General features: G+C 67.0%; 17 protein-coding genes. 14 read left to right on the top strand and 3 right to left on the bottom strand.

Going from position 1 to position 15,149, the window contains the following annotated elements:
* Nucleotides 1-6: 6 nt before the first annotated feature.
* A complete protein-coding gene (locus VEG08_08450) occupies nt 7-168 on the top strand; it encodes a UBP-type zinc finger domain-containing protein (GenBank protein HXZ28013.1) in 162 nt (53 codons plus the stop codon).
* Between the two features lie 150 nt (nt 169-318).
* On the opposite strand, the gene VEG08_08445 is transcribed toward VEG08_08450, so the two are convergent.
* Nucleotides 319-729, bottom strand: a complete 411-nt coding sequence (locus tag VEG08_08445; protein HXZ28012.1) for a group I intron-associated PD-(D/E)XK endonuclease — start codon at nt 727-729, stop codon at nt 319-321.
* A 288-nt stretch (nt 730-1,017) separates the two neighbouring features.
* On the opposite strand from VEG08_08445, the gene VEG08_08440 reads away from it, so the two are divergent.
* On the top strand, nt 1,018-1,608 hold the full coding sequence (locus VEG08_08440) for a hypothetical protein (GenBank protein ID HXZ28011.1): 591 nt from the start codon (nt 1,018-1,020) through the stop codon (nt 1,606-1,608).
* Here the strand turns inward: VEG08_08440 and VEG08_08435 are convergent.
* Together VEG08_08435 and VEG08_08430 are read right to left on the bottom strand one after the other, a co-directional pair.
* Entirely contained in the window at nt 1,598-1,756 is a 159-nt protein-coding gene (locus tag VEG08_08435) for a hypothetical protein (GenBank protein HXZ28010.1), read from the bottom strand. The two genes, VEG08_08440 and VEG08_08435, sit on opposite strands and share 11 nt — an antisense overlap.
* A 35-nt stretch (nt 1,757-1,791) precedes the next feature.
* A complete protein-coding gene (locus tag VEG08_08430; GenBank protein ID HXZ28009.1) occupies nt 1,792-2,610 on the bottom strand; it encodes a lysophospholipid acyltransferase family protein in 819 nt (272 codons plus the stop codon).
* 359 nt (nt 2,611-2,969) lie between these two features.
* Between VEG08_08430 and hemH the strand changes: the two genes are divergently transcribed.
* The 12 genes from hemH to VEG08_08370 form a co-directional block, all read left to right on the top strand.
* Nucleotides 2,970-4,007, top strand: a complete 1,038-nt coding sequence (hemH, locus tag VEG08_08425; GenBank protein HXZ28008.1) for a ferrochelatase — start codon at nt 2,970-2,972, stop codon at nt 4,005-4,007.
* A 21-nt stretch (nt 4,008-4,028) separates the two neighbouring features.
* Complete coding sequence (locus tag VEG08_08420) at nt 4,029-4,667, top strand: Rieske 2Fe-2S domain-containing protein (GenBank protein ID HXZ28007.1); 639 nt, start codon at nt 4,029-4,031, stop codon at nt 4,665-4,667.
* 15 nt (nt 4,668-4,682) lie between these two features.
* Entirely contained in the window at nt 4,683-5,591 is a 909-nt protein-coding gene (locus VEG08_08415; GenBank protein ID HXZ28006.1) for a cytochrome b N-terminal domain-containing protein, read from the top strand.
* A gap of 1 nt (nt 5,592) precedes the next feature.
* A complete protein-coding gene (locus VEG08_08410) occupies nt 5,593-6,522 on the top strand; it encodes a hypothetical protein (GenBank protein HXZ28005.1) in 930 nt (309 codons plus the stop codon).
* A gap of 52 nt (nt 6,523-6,574) precedes the next feature.
* Nucleotides 6,575-9,802, top strand: coding sequence for a c-type cytochrome (locus VEG08_08405; GenBank protein ID HXZ28004.1), 3,228 nt, complete (start codon nt 6,575-6,577; stop codon nt 9,800-9,802).
* Between the two features lie 55 nt (nt 9,803-9,857).
* Nucleotides 9,858-10,643 carry a carboxypeptidase regulatory-like domain-containing protein gene (locus tag VEG08_08400; protein ID HXZ28003.1) on the top strand — a complete coding sequence of 262 codons (786 nt, stop codon included), beginning with the start codon at nt 9,858-9,860 and terminating at the stop codon, nt 10,641-10,643.
* A 215-nt stretch (nt 10,644-10,858) separates the two neighbouring features.
* Nucleotides 10,859-11,746, top strand: coding sequence for a COX15/CtaA family protein (locus VEG08_08395; protein HXZ28002.1), 888 nt, complete (start codon nt 10,859-10,861; stop codon nt 11,744-11,746).
* Nucleotides 11,743-12,678: a heme o synthase gene (gene cyoE / locus VEG08_08390; protein HXZ28001.1), complete on the top strand. Its 936-nt coding sequence runs from the start codon at nt 11,743-11,745 to the stop codon at nt 12,676-12,678. Before VEG08_08395 ends, cyoE begins: the two co-directional genes overlap by 4 nt.
* Before the next feature lie 53 nt (nt 12,679-12,731).
* Nucleotides 12,732-13,685: an ATP-binding cassette domain-containing protein gene (locus tag VEG08_08385; protein ID HXZ28000.1), complete on the top strand. Its 954-nt coding sequence runs from the start codon at nt 12,732-12,734 to the stop codon at nt 13,683-13,685.
* A 10-nt stretch (nt 13,686-13,695) separates the two neighbouring features.
* Nucleotides 13,696-13,935 carry a hypothetical protein gene (locus tag VEG08_08380; GenBank protein HXZ27999.1) on the top strand — a complete coding sequence of 80 codons (240 nt, stop codon included), beginning with the start codon at nt 13,696-13,698 and terminating at the stop codon, nt 13,933-13,935.
* A 6-nt stretch (nt 13,936-13,941) separates the two neighbouring features.
* Nucleotides 13,942-14,763: an ABC transporter permease gene (locus VEG08_08375; protein ID HXZ27998.1), complete on the top strand. Its 822-nt coding sequence runs from the start codon at nt 13,942-13,944 to the stop codon at nt 14,761-14,763.
* Nucleotides 14,764-14,775: 12 nt separating this feature from the next.
* On the top strand, nt 14,776-15,149 hold a 374-nt coding region (locus VEG08_08370), incomplete at its 3' end, for a DUF420 domain-containing protein (GenBank protein HXZ27997.1).

Below are 15,149 nucleotides of genomic sequence, written 5' to 3'. Positions count from 1 at the left end.
CTGTGCATGGAGTGCGGCCATGTGGGCTGCTGCGACTCCTCCAAGAACAAGCATGCCACCAAGCACTTCCACCGCTCGAAGCACCCCGTCATCCGCTCCATCGAGCCCGGCGAGACTTGGACCTGGTGCTACCTCGACAAGGTCATGGGCGAAGTGGCGGAAAGCTAGCCACTGACGACGCTGCCTCATCGGGTGACTTGCTGACTTGGCGACCTGGCGATGGAAGGACTCCAGGGCGCGCTTCCAATCACCAAATCACCAGGTCGCAAAGCACTCCAGGATGGGCGCACACGGGACCCGTTCGCATGGCGGGGCCGATCAGCCGGCCAGGAGATCCCAGGCTTCCTTGTACTTCTCGAAGCGGCCGCCGCGGGTGGGCGGCCGGCGCGGAAAGACCACGATGGTCTTCCGCGCCGCCAGTGCGGCGGTCGGGACCAGGTACCAGGTTCTTTCCGGGACCACGTACGCCGCCAGGAAGTCCAACTCGCTCCGGCGGTAGGCGCGATGGCCCGCCGGCCGGAAGCAGCAGACGTGATAGCCGCGGCAGTGGCGCGCCGCGCTGGACTTCACCTGCACGCGGAACCATCGGCGGCCATGCCCCACCACGAAGTCGTAGGGCAGGTTGTCGCCCCAGGGCTTGGCCACCACCAGGCCGCGGGCCGCGGCCTCCAGCAGGAAGCGGATCTCCACCAGCTCGCCCCGGGCTTTCGGGGGGAGACGGAGGATCACTCGCTATACATTATAGCATACATTGTCAAGCTTGTGAATGTCACCGTGATACTACACGGCCGGCCCCCAGCCCGGGGGAGGGCCTACCGTTCCAGGGCGTCATCCTGAAGCGCCTCAGCGCCGAGGGATCTCGCGCGCTGCGCCACGGTCTTCCGCTACCCCGAGCCCCTTTCTCTTCAAGCCTGTCATCCCGAGCATGAGGTCCTCCTCCTTGGGTGAGCAAATACGCCCGGATTATAGCTGTGACTCCTGCTTGTCCGTATACTGGACGCCTGTTCAGGAGCACCCATGGAGACGCGCTCCTCCTCGCCCGTCCCGGCCGCCCCGGCCCCGGAGCCCGCGCACGGCATCCGGTTGCAGGTGCACGACCTGAACCAGCTCTTCAACTCCATGGACCCTTCCCCCTTCCGCGAGAAGGACCTGGACGACGACGCGGAGGAGTTCATCGTGAGCTGGGCGCGGGAGTTCCCGCCCGACGCGCCGCTGAAGCTCAGCGTCTGCCTGGAGCAGTGGCCCGAGCGGGACCCCCAGGAGCTGATCCGGCAGGCCGTGCACAACCACTTCGCCCACCGCGCCGAACTGGCCGAGCTGGACTTCAAGGCGCTGCTCAAGCAGGGCCGCACCAGCCTGCTGATCGGACTCTCCGCCCTGGCGCTCTGCCTCGGTCTCAGCCGGGTGCTGCTGGGCAGCGAGTCGGGAACCTGGGCCAGCATCGCGCGCGAGAGCCTGACCATCGCCGGCTGGGTGGCGATGTGGCGGCCCATCGAGATCTATCTCTACGATTGGTGGCCGCTGCGCCGCCGCGCCCGCACCTACGCCCGCCTCAGCCAGATGCCGGTCGCGGTCCTGCCCACCGGCAAGGGCCCCGCTAGCGCTTGAGCGCGAAGTAGATCACGTAGATCCAGCTCAGCAGGCCGTGGCCCATGCAGTACAGGATGCTGGCGTTCTTCGACCACGACAGGATCATGGCCAGCATCATGCCCATGCCGTAGCTCAGCGATATTCCCTGGCGGTGATAGCGTTCCATCCCAACCTCCTTGTTTGAGTCATCGATTCATCGGGTCATTTATCCATCGGGTGATCGGGCGATCGGGTGATCGGGTGATCGAAAGCCAAAGACTCCTCTGTGTCCTCTGTATCCTCCGCGGTTGGAATCGCTTCGAAGTGGCCGGCGATCCAATCGCGAGCGGCGCGGCAGAGCTGCTTGCGGTCGCCGCTGGCGGCTAGGGGCTCGCCGAACAAAACCCGGCACTCGATCCGGCGCTTGGAGAAGAGCTTGAGGGCGTGCGGCACCGGGCTCATGTCGCCCCAGAAGCAGATGTCCATCCGGACCGAGCCATCGGCCAGGGGCGCATAGCCGATGGCCGCCGGGGTGACGGGCACGCCCGCGTCCACCGCCGCCTGGAACATGGTCGAGCGGAAGGGCAATAGCTGCAGGCCGTCGCCGGTGGTGGCCTCGGGAAAGACGGTGACCGCATGTCCGCGGCGCAGGCAGCCGGTCAATTCCGCCGCGGCCTGGGCGGAGCGATGCGCCGACTGCCGCTCGACGAAGACCGTCCCTGCCAGCCGCGCCAGCGGTCCGAACAGCAACCAGGAGCGCACCTCGGCCTTGGAGACGAAGCTGCACCCGGTGGCTGCCGAGAAGACCAGGATGTCGTAATACGAGAGATGGTTGGCGACGAGGAGGCCGCCGGCGGGAATCTCCCCTTCCGTGGTAAAGCGGACGCCCAGGCGGGGCAGCAGGCGGCGCGAAGCGCGCTGGAGCCAGCGCGCGCGCTCCGGCAACTGCAGCGGTCCGCGCCGGCGCCGCCAGGCGAACTCCAGCATGGCCGTGGCCGACACCCACAGCACCCAGAAGCAGCGGCGGAGGCTGCGCAGCACCCGCATCATAGTCCTCGCATGGTACAGCAGAAAAGCCCACCACAAAGGACACGAAGTGCACACGAAGGGCACAACGTCTCGGGTCATTTGGTGACCGGTTCCTGGGGTCATTCGTAGCCCCTTGTGACCTTTGTGTGTCCTTCGTGACCTTTGTGGTTGGCTTTTCGATTACCCGTTGGCCTGATCTTCCTCCGTGTCCTGTGTGGTTTGGGCTTCAATCACCCATCACCAGATCATCCGATCACCCGATCACCCGATCACCCGATGGACCGATTGACGGTTTCCGGGAAAGCAATTAAACTCCATCGGTTCTGGAGTCATTGGGGAATGACTCACGGGGTCAGGGGTCTTCAAGGGGAATGAAGCAGACAAGCCGCGTCGGCGTAGTTCTCTTCCAGCTCGGCGGACCGGACACGCTCGAGGCCATCGAGCCTTTTCTCTACAATCTTTTCTGCGATCCCGACATCATCGACTTCCCCTTCGCGCGGCTGGCGCGCAGGCCGCTGGCGCGGCTGATCGCGCGCGCCCGCGCCCAGCACGTCCGGCATCACTACTCCGAGATCGGCGGAGGCTCGCCCATCCGCCGCTTCACCGAGCAGCAGGCCGCCGCGCTGCAGGCGCGGCTGCGCGCCCAGGGCGTGGACGCCGCCTGCGTGGTGGCCATGCGCTACTGGCATCCCTTCACCGCCGAGGCCATCGCGCAACTGGAAGCCGCGGGCTGCGAGGAACTGGTCCTGCTTCCTCTGTATCCCCAATATTCTTCGACCACGACGGGCAGCAGCCTGAACGAGTGGCGGCGGCGCTTCCGCCGGACGGACGCGCGCGTGCACCTCGTGGACGGATTCTATCGCCACCCTTTTTATCTGCAGGCGCTGGTGGAGCGCGTGGAGGAGACGCTGGCGCGCTTCGGCGACGGCCGCGAGCGGGTGGAGCTGGTCTTCAGCGCCCACAGCCTGCCGCTGGCGGTGGTGGAGAAGGGCGACCCCTATCCCCGGCAGATCGAAGAGACCATGGCGCGGGTGATGGCGCTGGGCGGCTGGGCGAATCCCCACCGGCTCTGCTACCAGAGCAAAGTGGGGGCCAGCAAGTGGCTGCAGCCCTCGCTGCGCGGCACGCTGCGCGAGCTGGCCGCCGGCGGCGCGCGTCAGGTGTGCGTGGTGCCGGTTTCGTTCGTCTCCGACCACGTCGAGACCCTGGGCGAGATCGATCATGAGGCGCGCGCGCTGGCCCGCGAGTTGGGCATCGAGCGCTTCGAGATGGCGCCCGGACTGAACGATTCTCCCACCTTCATCGCGGCCCTGGCCGAATTGGTGGAGAGCGCGTTGCAGGAGCGGCAAGAGACGGCGGGCGCCGCGCCCGACCCGGCTTCCGCCGCGGTGCTGGTGGCAGCGGATTAGAGAGGAGCAAGCGAGGAGTCCATGGCTGATGAAGGAGTGAAGGCGCCCCCGGCGGCCAAGCCGCCCGTCGCGACCGGGTCCGGTCAGACGGACGCCACCAAGTACGTGGGCACGCCCGCCGTGGGCACCTCCAAGGCGGCGGCCGCGGGCGGGGTGGCGGCGGTGGGGCCGTCCAACACCGAGATCGACAAGCGCCGGCGCCGCCTGGTGTGGAGCGGCGTGGCCGCCTTCCTGGCCGCCTGGTTCCTGGCCTTCTTCCGCTTCTTCCTGCCCCGCACCCTGTTCGAGCCCAACACCGTCTTCAAGATCGGCTATGCCTCCGACTTCGCCCTGGGCGTGGACACCAAGTTCCAGCAGAAATACCGCATCTGGGTGGACCGCACCCCCGACCGCATCTTCGTGATCTACGCCAAGTGCACGCACCTGGGCTGTACCCCCGACTGGAAGCCGGCGGAGAACAAGTTCAAGTGCCCGTGCCACGGCTCCGGCTACGACAGCGAGGGCATCAACTTCGAAGGACCGGCGCCGCGGCCCATGGACCGCGCCCACGTCGAACTCGATCCCACCGGGCAGATCGTGGTCGACACCAGCCGGCTCTTCCAGTGGCCCAAGGGCCAGCCCAGCCACTTCAACGATCCGGGAGCCTACCTCCCGGTCTAACGCGCAGAGGTGACCATGGCGGACGAGAACAAAGAGAACGGCGGCAAGGCGACCGGCCTGCTGGATCAGGTCAAGCAGGACGCCAAGAGCCTGCCCGGGGAGATGCTCGACAAGCTCAAGGAGCAGAAAGAAGGGCTGAAGGAGCCCACCAAGACCCAGATCTTCACCTCCATCTTCCGCCACAAGCACGACGATACGCCGCGCAACCGGGCCTTGGGCGTGCTGTCGAACGTCTTCCTGCACCTGCACCCCGCCAAGATCAACCGCGACGCCGTGCGCTATCGCTATACCTGGGGCATGGGCGGCATCACCTTCTACCTCTTCTTCGTGCTCACCTTCACCGGGGTATTACTAATGTTCTATTATCATCCGAGTAAAGTCCAGGCTTTCCGGGACATCCTGTACCTCGAGCATGATGTGCCGTTCGGGAAACTCTTAAGGAACATGCATCGCTGGGCGGCGCACCTGATGGTGATCGCGGTATGGCTGCACATGTTCCGGGTGTTCCTGACGGGGTCGTACAAGAAGCCGCGGGAGTTCAACTGGAACATCGGGGTGCTGCTGCTGGTATTCACGCTGCTGCTGTCGTTCACCGGCTACCTGCTGCCCGACGACCAACTGGGCTTCTGGGCGGTGACGGTGGGCACTAATATGGCGCGCGCCACACCCCTGCTGGGGCACGAGGGCCCCTTCGGGCCGCAACTGGGCATGACGCCCTACAACGACGTGCGCTTCGGGCTGCTGGGCGGCTCCATCGTGGACGCCAACGCGCTGCTGCGCGCCTACATCTGGCACTGCATCGGGATCCCCATCGTGGCTTCGGTGCTGATGATCGTGCACTTCTGGCGCGTGCGCAAGGACGGCGGCATCTCCGGCCCCGCTCCTGTGATGCTGGAATCGGAAGTGAAAGAGCCGAGGAAATAGTATGGACTGGCGACAAATCTGGGAGATCTGCTCCGCGCCCGACAACGTGCCCATCGTGGCGCTGTTCCCGCTGCTGGTCTTCTACATCGCGCTGGCCTGGAAGCAAGCCAAGGCCAACGACGAACTGATCGAGCAGCTCGAACAAGACCCGGCCCTGGCCAAGACCCATCACCGCAAGACCTTCCCCTTCAAGCCGGGCTGGCAGAAGGAAGTGCACGTGTGGCCGTTCCTGCTGCGGGTGGAGTTCCTGGCCGCCATCCTCGTGACCGTCATCCTGATGGTGTGGTCCATCACCCTGAGCGCGCCCCTGGAAGAGCCGGCCAATCCCAACCTCACCATGAACCCGGCCAAGGCGCCCTGGTACTTCCTGGGCCTGCAGGAGATGCTGGTCTACTTCGATCCCTGGATCGCGGGCGTGGTGATGCCCACGCTGATCATCGTGGGTCTGATGGCCATCCCCTACATCGACACCAATCCCATGGGCAACGGCTACTACACCTGGCGGCAGCGCAAGTTCGCCATCGGCAGCTTCGCCTTCGGCTTCCTGTTCCTGTGGGTGAGCATGATCTTCATCGGGACCTTCATCCGCGGGCCGGGGTGGCAGTGGTTCTGGCCGGGGCAGACCTGGGACCACAACCGCCTGGTGTACGCGGTGAACCGCGACCTGCCCGACATCTTCGGCATCACCTCCAACCTGGGGAAGGGTGTCTTCGGGGCCATCGTGGTGGGGGCCTACTTCCTGATCGGGGGCTTCCTCTTCCATCTGTTCTTCAAGCGCACCAACCGGAAGAACTACCAGCGCATGAGCTTCCTGCAGTACAACGTGCTGATGATCTTCATGCTGCTGATGATCTCGCTGCCGCTGAAGATGCTGGCGCGGCTGCTCTTCAACATCAAGTACGTGTGGGTCACTCCCTGGTTCAACATATGACGGTCGTTGGTCGTTAGTCGTTGGTCGTTAGCCGAGGCGTATTGAGGACAGAATGGCTGAGCAACTGCCGCCGCAAGACGATCCCATCACCAGCAAGTCGTACGCGCTGCCGTACCTGGTCGCCATCGTGCTGCTGCTGGCGACGCTGTTCTGGGCGTTTTGGGACGAGGTCTACGGGCAGCGCCCCTGGAAGCGCTACCAGGAGGTCTTCCAGGAGCGCTACGTCGCCTACCTGAAGCAGGTGAAGTCACAGTCGGCGGCCACCGAGAAGGACGTCAAGGCCACGCCCGAGTACCAGCAACTGGAGGCTGCCTACCAGCAGGAGCTGGCCCAGGCCAAACCCCAGGTGGAGCAGATCAACCGGGAGCGCGAGCAGAACGAGGCCAAGCTGGCGGCGGTGCAGGCCATCTTCACCGACGCCAAGGCGCGCAACGACGCCGACACCTACGCGGTCGAGACCAGCGACGCCGGCCCGCAGCAGAAGCAGAAGATGCGCGACCAGCTGGAGAAGGGCCGGGAGGAGAAGAAGTACCGGCTGCAGCTCCCCGGCGAGTCCCAGGCCAAGAGCTACAGCTATAACGAGCTGGCCGACCTCTACAACAACACCCGCCTGGAGAAGGCGGCGCTGGTCACGCAACTGGCCGAGGTGATGAGGCCGGTGAAGGAGGCGCAGGCCCAGGCCGACGCCTACGTGAGCGAGCGCCTGGTCACGCTCTCGCCCCAGCAGATCGCCGGGGTGCAGAGGAAGTACGAGGACTGGGAGCCGCAGATCCTGCAGATCAACGTGGCCGAAGCCAACATCGTGGACCGCTGCGAGAGCTGCCACCTGGGCACGCGCGAGACGGTGGCGCCCACCCTGGCCTCCATGACGCTGAAGGGGCAGAAAGCGGACGCGTATGCGCGCGCCTTCGTGGGCCATCCCGACAAGCCGCTGCTGGCCATCCACGACCCGGAAAAGTTCGGGTGTTCCCCCTGCCACGGCGGCAACGGGCGGGCCACCACCAGCGTGGAGAAGGCCCACGGCCACTACGAGCACTGGCTGTGGCCGCTCTTCGCCAAGGAGAACATGCAGGCGGGCTGCCAGACCTGCCACGCCGCCGACATGGTGCTGGCCAGCGACTCCGCCGACGTCATCAATGAGGGCAAGGACCTGTTCCGGCAGCGCGGCTGCGTGGGCTGCCACCGCTACGAGGGCTACGACCGCGAGCCCGAGGAACTGGTCAACGTCCGCCAGCAGGTGAAGCTGCTGGAGGAGCAGCAGGCGGAGAACCTGCGGCAGGCGGTGCGCCTCACCCAGCAGGGCGACCAGGCGGCTTCCAACGACGAGGCCAAGCGCCTCTACCAGCAGGCCGAGAACCTGAAGGTCTCCAACAGCCAGATCGCCGGGCGCATCGAGCAGTACGAACTGCTCTCCCGCAGCCTGATGCGCGACCAGAAGAAGGTGGGGCCCGATCTCAAGGAGATCCGGGAGAAGCTGAACAAGAACTGGATCCCGGTGTGGCTGCACCAGCCCACCGACTTCCGCGCCACCACCAAGATGCCGAACTTCCGGCTGGAGGAAGACGAGATCGAGGCCATCACCGCCTACCTGTGGCAGACGGCGCTGACCGACACCATCCCCCACTATCCCATGGGGAACGCGGCCCAGGGCAAGGCGCTCTTCGAGAGCCGGGGCTGCATGGCCTGCCACTCGGTGAACGGGGTGGGCGGCACCTTCGCCGCCGATCTCTCGCGGGAGGGCGAGAAGGCCAACTACGACTACCTGGTGCGCTGGGTGCATAACCCGCGCGAGCGCACCCGTCCCTATTGCCCCTATGAGAAGAAGGACCTCGGGCCGGAAGACTACGCCAAGCACGGGTTGCCTTACGTCTTCGACGCCGAGCACAGCACCTGCCCCAACGACGGCCACGAACTGCAGGTGCAGCAGATGACGGTGATGCCGGTGCTGCGCCTGAGCCCGCAGGACGCCCAGGACGTGGCCAGCTACCTGATGACCCTGAAGACCAAGGAGCCCAGCTCCTACCCCAACGCCGCCTTCATGGACGATCCCAAGCTCAAGGAGAAGGGGAAGATGTGGATCCGGCAGTACGGCTGCGCCGGCTGCCATGAGATCGCAGGCTTCGAGGACGAGGGGCGCATCGGGACGGAACTGACGGCGGAAGGGTCGAAGCCGCTGGAGCGGCTGGACTTCGCCCTGCTCACCCACCAGGCGGAGATCGGGGGCGAGCCCATCTCCGATCCGGCGGACCGCGCCCGCCTGCCCGAGGGCCCGGCACTCAAGCCCTGGTACGACAACAAGGGCTTCTTCGAGCACAAGCTGGCCGAGCCCAGCATCTACGACCAGGGCATGATCAAGAGCGACCTGGAAGAGTTGCGCATGCCCAACCCGCACCTGCAGCCGGAGCAGATCCGGGCGCTGGTGACCTTCCTGCTGGGCAGCCAGGACACTTCCCTGCCCGACAGCTACATGTACAAGCCGGGGGACGCCCGGCGCGACATCCAGGAAGGCTGGTGGATCGTCCGCAAGTACAACTGCATGGCCTGCCACCAGATCCTGCCCGGGCAGGCGACGGTGCTGGAGACGCTGCCCCAGTACCAGGGGGCGCACGAGAACCTGCCGCCCAAGCTGCTGACCGAGGGGGCGCGCGTCGATCCCGAGTGGCTGCTGAAGTTCCTGTCGAACCCTTCGCTGACCGAGGGCGACACCAACCGCAACGGGGTGCGGCCGTACCTGGCGGTGCGCATGCCCACCTTCAACTTCTCGCCCAACGAGCTGCGCAAGCTGGTGCGCTTCTTCCAGGCGCTCTCGCAGCAGCCGCAGCCCTATATCCCGCAGCCGCAGGTGCCGCTGTCGCAGCGGGAGACGGAGATGGCGCGCAGCCTGTTCTCCAGCCCGGGGGCGCCTTGCCTGAAGTGCCACGCCACCGGAGACGCCGGGCACGACGCGCACGCCACCGCCCCCAACTTCCTGCTGGCCAAGGAGCGGCTGAAGCCGGGGTGGGCGGAGCGCTGGATCCTCGATCCGCAGAGCATCAGCCCGGGGACCTCGATGCCCTCGGGGCTCTTCCGCCAGGACCACGGGCACTGGGTCTTCAACGGACCTACGCCGCCGTCGTTCCAGGGCTACGAGCAGGACCAGACCAAGCTGCTGGTGCGCTACATCTTCCAGCTCACGGCGGAGGAGCAGCGGCGGGTGTCGAGCCAGATGCCGCGCGGGCCCGCCAAGAGCAGCCGCACCCCAGCCGCCGGAGCGGCGACGAGCAGCGGCGGTTCGCGGTAACATAGATTGTTTGTCAGGGGCATCCGAAATCTAACGAAAGGAACAGGGAACAGCCATGAATAAGAAGTGGATCACTCTGTTCGCGCTGCTGGGGCTGATGCTGCTGCTGGCGGCCGGCTGCGGCAAGAAGGAAGAGACCTCGGGCGGGGAGGCGACGCAACCGGCGGCCACGCCGGCGCCCGCGGGTATGCCGGTGGACGCCGCCACCGTGGCTACGGTGAGCGGCACGGTGAGCTTCGCCGGCGCCGCGCCCGCGCCCAAGAAGATCGACATGAGCCAGGACCCCATGTGCAAGGGCACGAACGAGACCCAGAACCTGGTGGTCTCCAACGGCAAGCTGGCCAACGTCTTCGTGTACGTGAAGACGGGCGCGGAGAAGTACAGCTTTCCCACCCCCACCGAGCATGCCAAGCTGGACCAGCAGGGCTGCAAGTACACGCCGCACGTGCTGGGGGTGATGGCGGGCCAGCCCATCGACATCATCAACAGCGACAACACCACCCACAACATCCATCCCACCCCCAAGGACAACCGGGAGTGGAACAAGTCGCAGCCGCCGCAGAGCGCCCCCATCACCGACAGCTTCGCGCGCGAGGAGATCATGCTGCCGGTGAAGTGCAACCAGCACCCGTGGATGAAGATGTACATCAACGTGGTGAAGACGCCGCTGTACGCGGTGACCGGGCCGGACGGCAAGTTCGAGATCAAGGGCCTGCCCCCGGGGACCTACACCATCGCGGCGGTGCAGGAGGGGCTGGGCGAGCAGACCACGCAGGTGACGGTGGGGCCGAAGGAAGCCAAGACCGGCGTGGACTTCAGCTTCAAGGCAGGCGGGCAGTAGCTCTTTTGCTAGAATGTCCCACGCGGATGTGAGCCGCGGTCGCGGCTCACATCCGTGTTTCTCGGGAATGTGACTGAAGAGGCGGGTCCCAGAAGGAGGTTCCTAGCGGGCCGAAGCCCGCTCGGAATGACGACCGCAAGGGGAAACGGCAGCGCAGGAGCGGGGCTCTGACTTCGTCGGCGACACTTTATCACCGGGGCTACCACGCCTTCACCGTGTTCACGGCGGGCTGCACCTTCCTGCTGCTGATCGCGGGGGCGCTGGTCACCTCCAATGACGCCGGCCTCTCCGTCCCCGACTGGCCCACCTCCTTCGGCAGCTTCCGCATGCCCCCCATGGTGGGCGGGGTGAAGTTCGAGCACGGCCACCGCATGGTGGCGGGCTTCGTGGTCCTCCTCTGTTTGATCCTGACGGTCTGGACCTTCTTCGCCGATCGCCGCCCCTGGATGCGCAAGCTGCTGGTGGCAGCCATGGCGACGGTGGTGGCGCAGGCGGTGCTGGGCGGCATCACCGTGCTCTTCTACCTGCCGCCCTGGATCTCGACCGCGCATGCCACCCTGGCGCAGACCTTCTTCTGCCTGCTGGTAGCGGCGGCGCTGGGCAGCGGGCGGGAGTGGATGGAGGGGGGGCCGCGGCAGATCATGGACGCCCGCCGGCCGCGCCTGACCACGCTGACGGTGGTGACGGCGGGCGCCGTCTACCTGCAGCTCATCCTGGGAGCGGCCTTCCGCCACTCCGCCATCAAGCTGCTGCCCCACCTGATCGGGGCGGGCGTGGTCTCGGCGCTCATCCTGTGGACGGTGACGCGGGTGCTCACCGACTACGGGCGCATCCCGGCGCTGCGGCGCCCGGCGGTGGCGCTGCTGGGCATCCTGCTGGTGCAGCTCGGCCTGGGCTTCGGTTCCTTCCTCACCAAGGTGGACTGGGGCAAGGACGCGCCCCAGCCTCTGCTCAGCATGGTGGCGACCACGGTGGCGCACGTGGCGGTGGGAGCGCTGCTGCTGGCCACCAGCGTGGTGCTGGCCATGCAGGCGCGACGGCACCTGGTGTCGGCAGCCGATCCGGTCCCGAGGGCAGCTTCGCAGAAGGTGGTGACGGCATGAGCACGCTGAGCCAGCCTCTGCCTTCGTCCGGCGCCCTGGCGCTGCGGGTGCGCGACTATGCCGAACTGTTCAAGGCGCGGGTGACCTCGCTGATCGTGATGACGGCGTGGTGCGGCTTTTACGCGGCCGCGCTCAAGAGCGGCGCCTCTTCCCTCTCCTGGACGCTGGTGCACGCGCTGCTGGGCATCGGGCTGGCCAGCGGCGGCACGGCAGCGCTGAACGAGGTCATGGAGCAGGAGGCGGACGCGGTGATGCGGAGGACGCAGCACCGTCCCCTGCCCGCCAAGCGCATGAGCACGGCGCACGGCCTCGCGCTGGCGCTGGCCGCGCTGCTGGGCGGCGTGCTCTACCTCTGGCTGGCGACCAACGCCCTGACCGCGCTGCTGACCCTGGCGACTTCCATCTTCTACCTGGCGGTGTACACGCCGCTGAAGAAAGTCCACCCCATCTGCACCTTCGCGGGAGCCTTCCCCGGAGCCATGCCGCCGCTGCTGGGCTGGGTGGCGCTGCGGGGCCGGGTGGAGTGGGAGGCGGTGGCGCTGTTCGCCATCGTCTTCTTCTGGCAGTTTCCGCACTTCCATTCCATCGCCTGGCTGTACCGCGAGGACTACGAGCGCGCCTCCATCCGCATGCTGCCGGTGGTGGAGCGCGACGGGCGCTCGACCGCGCGCGCGGTGGTGGTGTACTCGCTGCTGCTGCTGCCGGTGAGCCTGCTGCCGGCGTGGATGGGGATGGCGGGATGGCCCTACCTGGCGGGGGCGGCGCTGCTGAGCGGAGCGCTGCTGTGGTTCGGAGTGCGGCTGGCGCGGCTGGGCCAGACGCCGGCGGAGCCCGCTTCCAAGCAGCGGGCGCGCCACCTGCTGCAGGCCACCGTCTTCTACCTGCCGTTGCTGTTCGCGCTGCTGATGCTGGACGGCCTGCGGCTCAAGTGACCCCGGCCAGCCCAGCCCGCAGCGTCCCGCCGGCCGCCTCGGAGACGGGGCGGATGTCCACCGCCGTCATCTCGGTCGAGGACGTGCGCCACCGCTATGGCGAGCGGGTGGCGCTGGACGGCGTCTCCTTCCAGGTGCAGCCGGCGGAGATCTTCGGGCTGCTGGGGCCGAACGGCAGCGGCAAGACCACGCTCTTCCGCATCCTGTCGACCTTGATGCTGGCTTCGGAGGGTCGGGCGACCATCCACGGCTTTGACGCGGCGCGCCAGCCCAACGCGGTGCGGCGGCAGATCGGGGTGGTCTTCCAGGCGCGGAGCATCGACGTGAAGCTGACCGCGGCGGAGAACCTGCGCCACCAGGGACACCTGTACGGGCTGCACGGGAGCACGCTCACGCAGCGCATCCGTGAGATGCTGGCGCGGGTGGGGCTGACGGAGCGCGCCCGCGAGCGCGCCGAGACTTTCTCCGGCGGCATGCAACGGCGGCTGGAACTGGCCAAGGGGCTGCTGCATCGTCCGTCCGTGCTTTTGCTGGACGAGCCCACCACCGGGCTGGATCCGGGGGCGCGGCGCGACCTGTGGCTCTACCTGAAGACGCTGCGCGACGAAGAGGGCGTGAGCGTGATCATCACCACCCACCTGATGGAAGAGGCCGAGCACTGCGACCGGCTGGCCATCCTGAGTCACGGCAAGCTGGTGGCGCTGGGGACGCCGGCGGAGCTGAAGGCGAAGATCGGCGGGGACGTGATCCTGCTGGAGACGGCGAACCCGGAGTCGCTGGCGCAGCGCATTCGCGCCCGCTTCGGCGGCGAGCCCACGGTGCTCGACGGCAAAGTGCGGCTGGAGCGCGAGGGCGGACACCGCTTCGTCACCGACGTGGTGGAGGCGTTTCCGGGGGAGATCCAGGCGCTCTCGGTGAGCAAGCCGACGCTGGAAGACGTGTTCATCGACCGCACCGGCCACCGCTTCTGGAACGAGGAAGCGGAGGCGGCGCGGGAGAAATCCTAGAGGAGGACGATTGCGGCCTACCATGCTGCTGCTGATCTCAATCCTGCTGGCGGTGCTGCCCCTGGCCGGGATCGTGGGCATGGCCATGGGCGGGATGCTGAAGACCGTGGACGGACTGTTCATGTCGCTGATCCTGCTGACCATCTCCGGAGTGTTCGCGCTGAACTCTTACTGGGAGGCGCGCGACCGCGGCTGGCTGGCTTTCCTGAAGCGCAAGAAGAACGGCGGGGCGCCGCCGGCCAAGGCGTAACGCGAAATGGCGACGCAGAGCACGAGCGTGCCGGTGGCGGTCCCGGGAGCGGGGCTGCTGCTGCCGGCGGTGTCGCTGTGGTGGCGCGAAGTGGTGCGCTTCTACCGGCAGCGCAGCCGGGTGGCGGGAGTGATCCTGTCGCCGCTGGTGTTCTGGCTGGTGATCGGGGCGGGCTTCGGGAAGTCGTTTCGTGCAGCCGGCGCCGAGGGCGGACAGCGCTACCTGGAATATTTTTATCCCGGCGCGCTCATCATGATCGTGCTCTTCACCTCCATCTTCGCCATGATGAGCGTGATCGAGGACCGCAAGGAGGGCTTCCTGCTCTCGGTGCTGGTGGCGCCCATCCACCGCTCGGCGGTGGTGCTGGGCAAGGTGATGGGCGGGACCACGCTGGCGGCCATCCAGGGGCTGATCTTCCTGGTCTTCGCGCCGCTGGTGGGCGCGCGCCTGGGCGCGGTGCAGATCGCGCAGGTGGTGCTGGTGGTCTTCCTGGTGGCCTTCGCGCTGACCGCGCTGGGCTTCGCGCTGGCGTGGCCCATGGAATCCACCCAGGGCTTCCACGCGGTGGTGAATCTCTTCCTGATCCCGCTGTGGCTGCTCTCGGGGGCGCTCTTCCCGGTGAGCGGGGCTTCGGGGTGGATCGGGTGGCTGATGCGCATCAATCCCCTGACCTACGGGGTAGAGGGCCTGCGCGCCGCGCTCTTCCCCAACGTGCCGGCGGAGTTCCCGCTGGCGCACTCGCTGCTGGTGCTGGGAGTGTCGTGCGCGGCCGTGTTCGCGCTGGCCTTCGCCATGGCCAACCGGCGGACCACCAAGCCCGCGGCCTGAGGGCTTCCTTCCGTGGCCGACCCCGCCGCCTACGCCTTCTTCCCTGCCCTGAACGCCATCCTGAACGGGACCAGCGCGGTGCTGATCGCCTGCGGGCGGCATTTCATCCAGCAGAAGCGGATCGCGGCGCACAAGCGCTCGATGATCGCGGCGGTGGTCTGCTCCAGCCTCTTCCTGGTCTCCTATCTCTATTACCACTGGCAGGTGGGGACGGTGCACTTTCGGGGAGTGGGCTGGTGGCGGCCGGTGTACTTCGCCATCCTGGGGACGCATACGGTGCTGGCGGCGGCCATCGTGCCGCTGGTAGCGACGGCGCTGGTGCTGGCGCTGCGCGGGAGGTTTGAGCGCCACCGGCGCGTGGCCCGCTGGGCCTATCCCACGTGGAT

It is taken from the genome of Terriglobales bacterium (assembly GCA_035624475.1).
Taxonomy (GTDB): Bacteria; Acidobacteriota; Terriglobia; order Terriglobales; family Acidobacteriaceae; genus DASPRL01.
The sequence above is the reverse complement of the archived record's forward strand: the minus strand, read 5'-3'. Positions and strand labels throughout refer to the sequence as shown.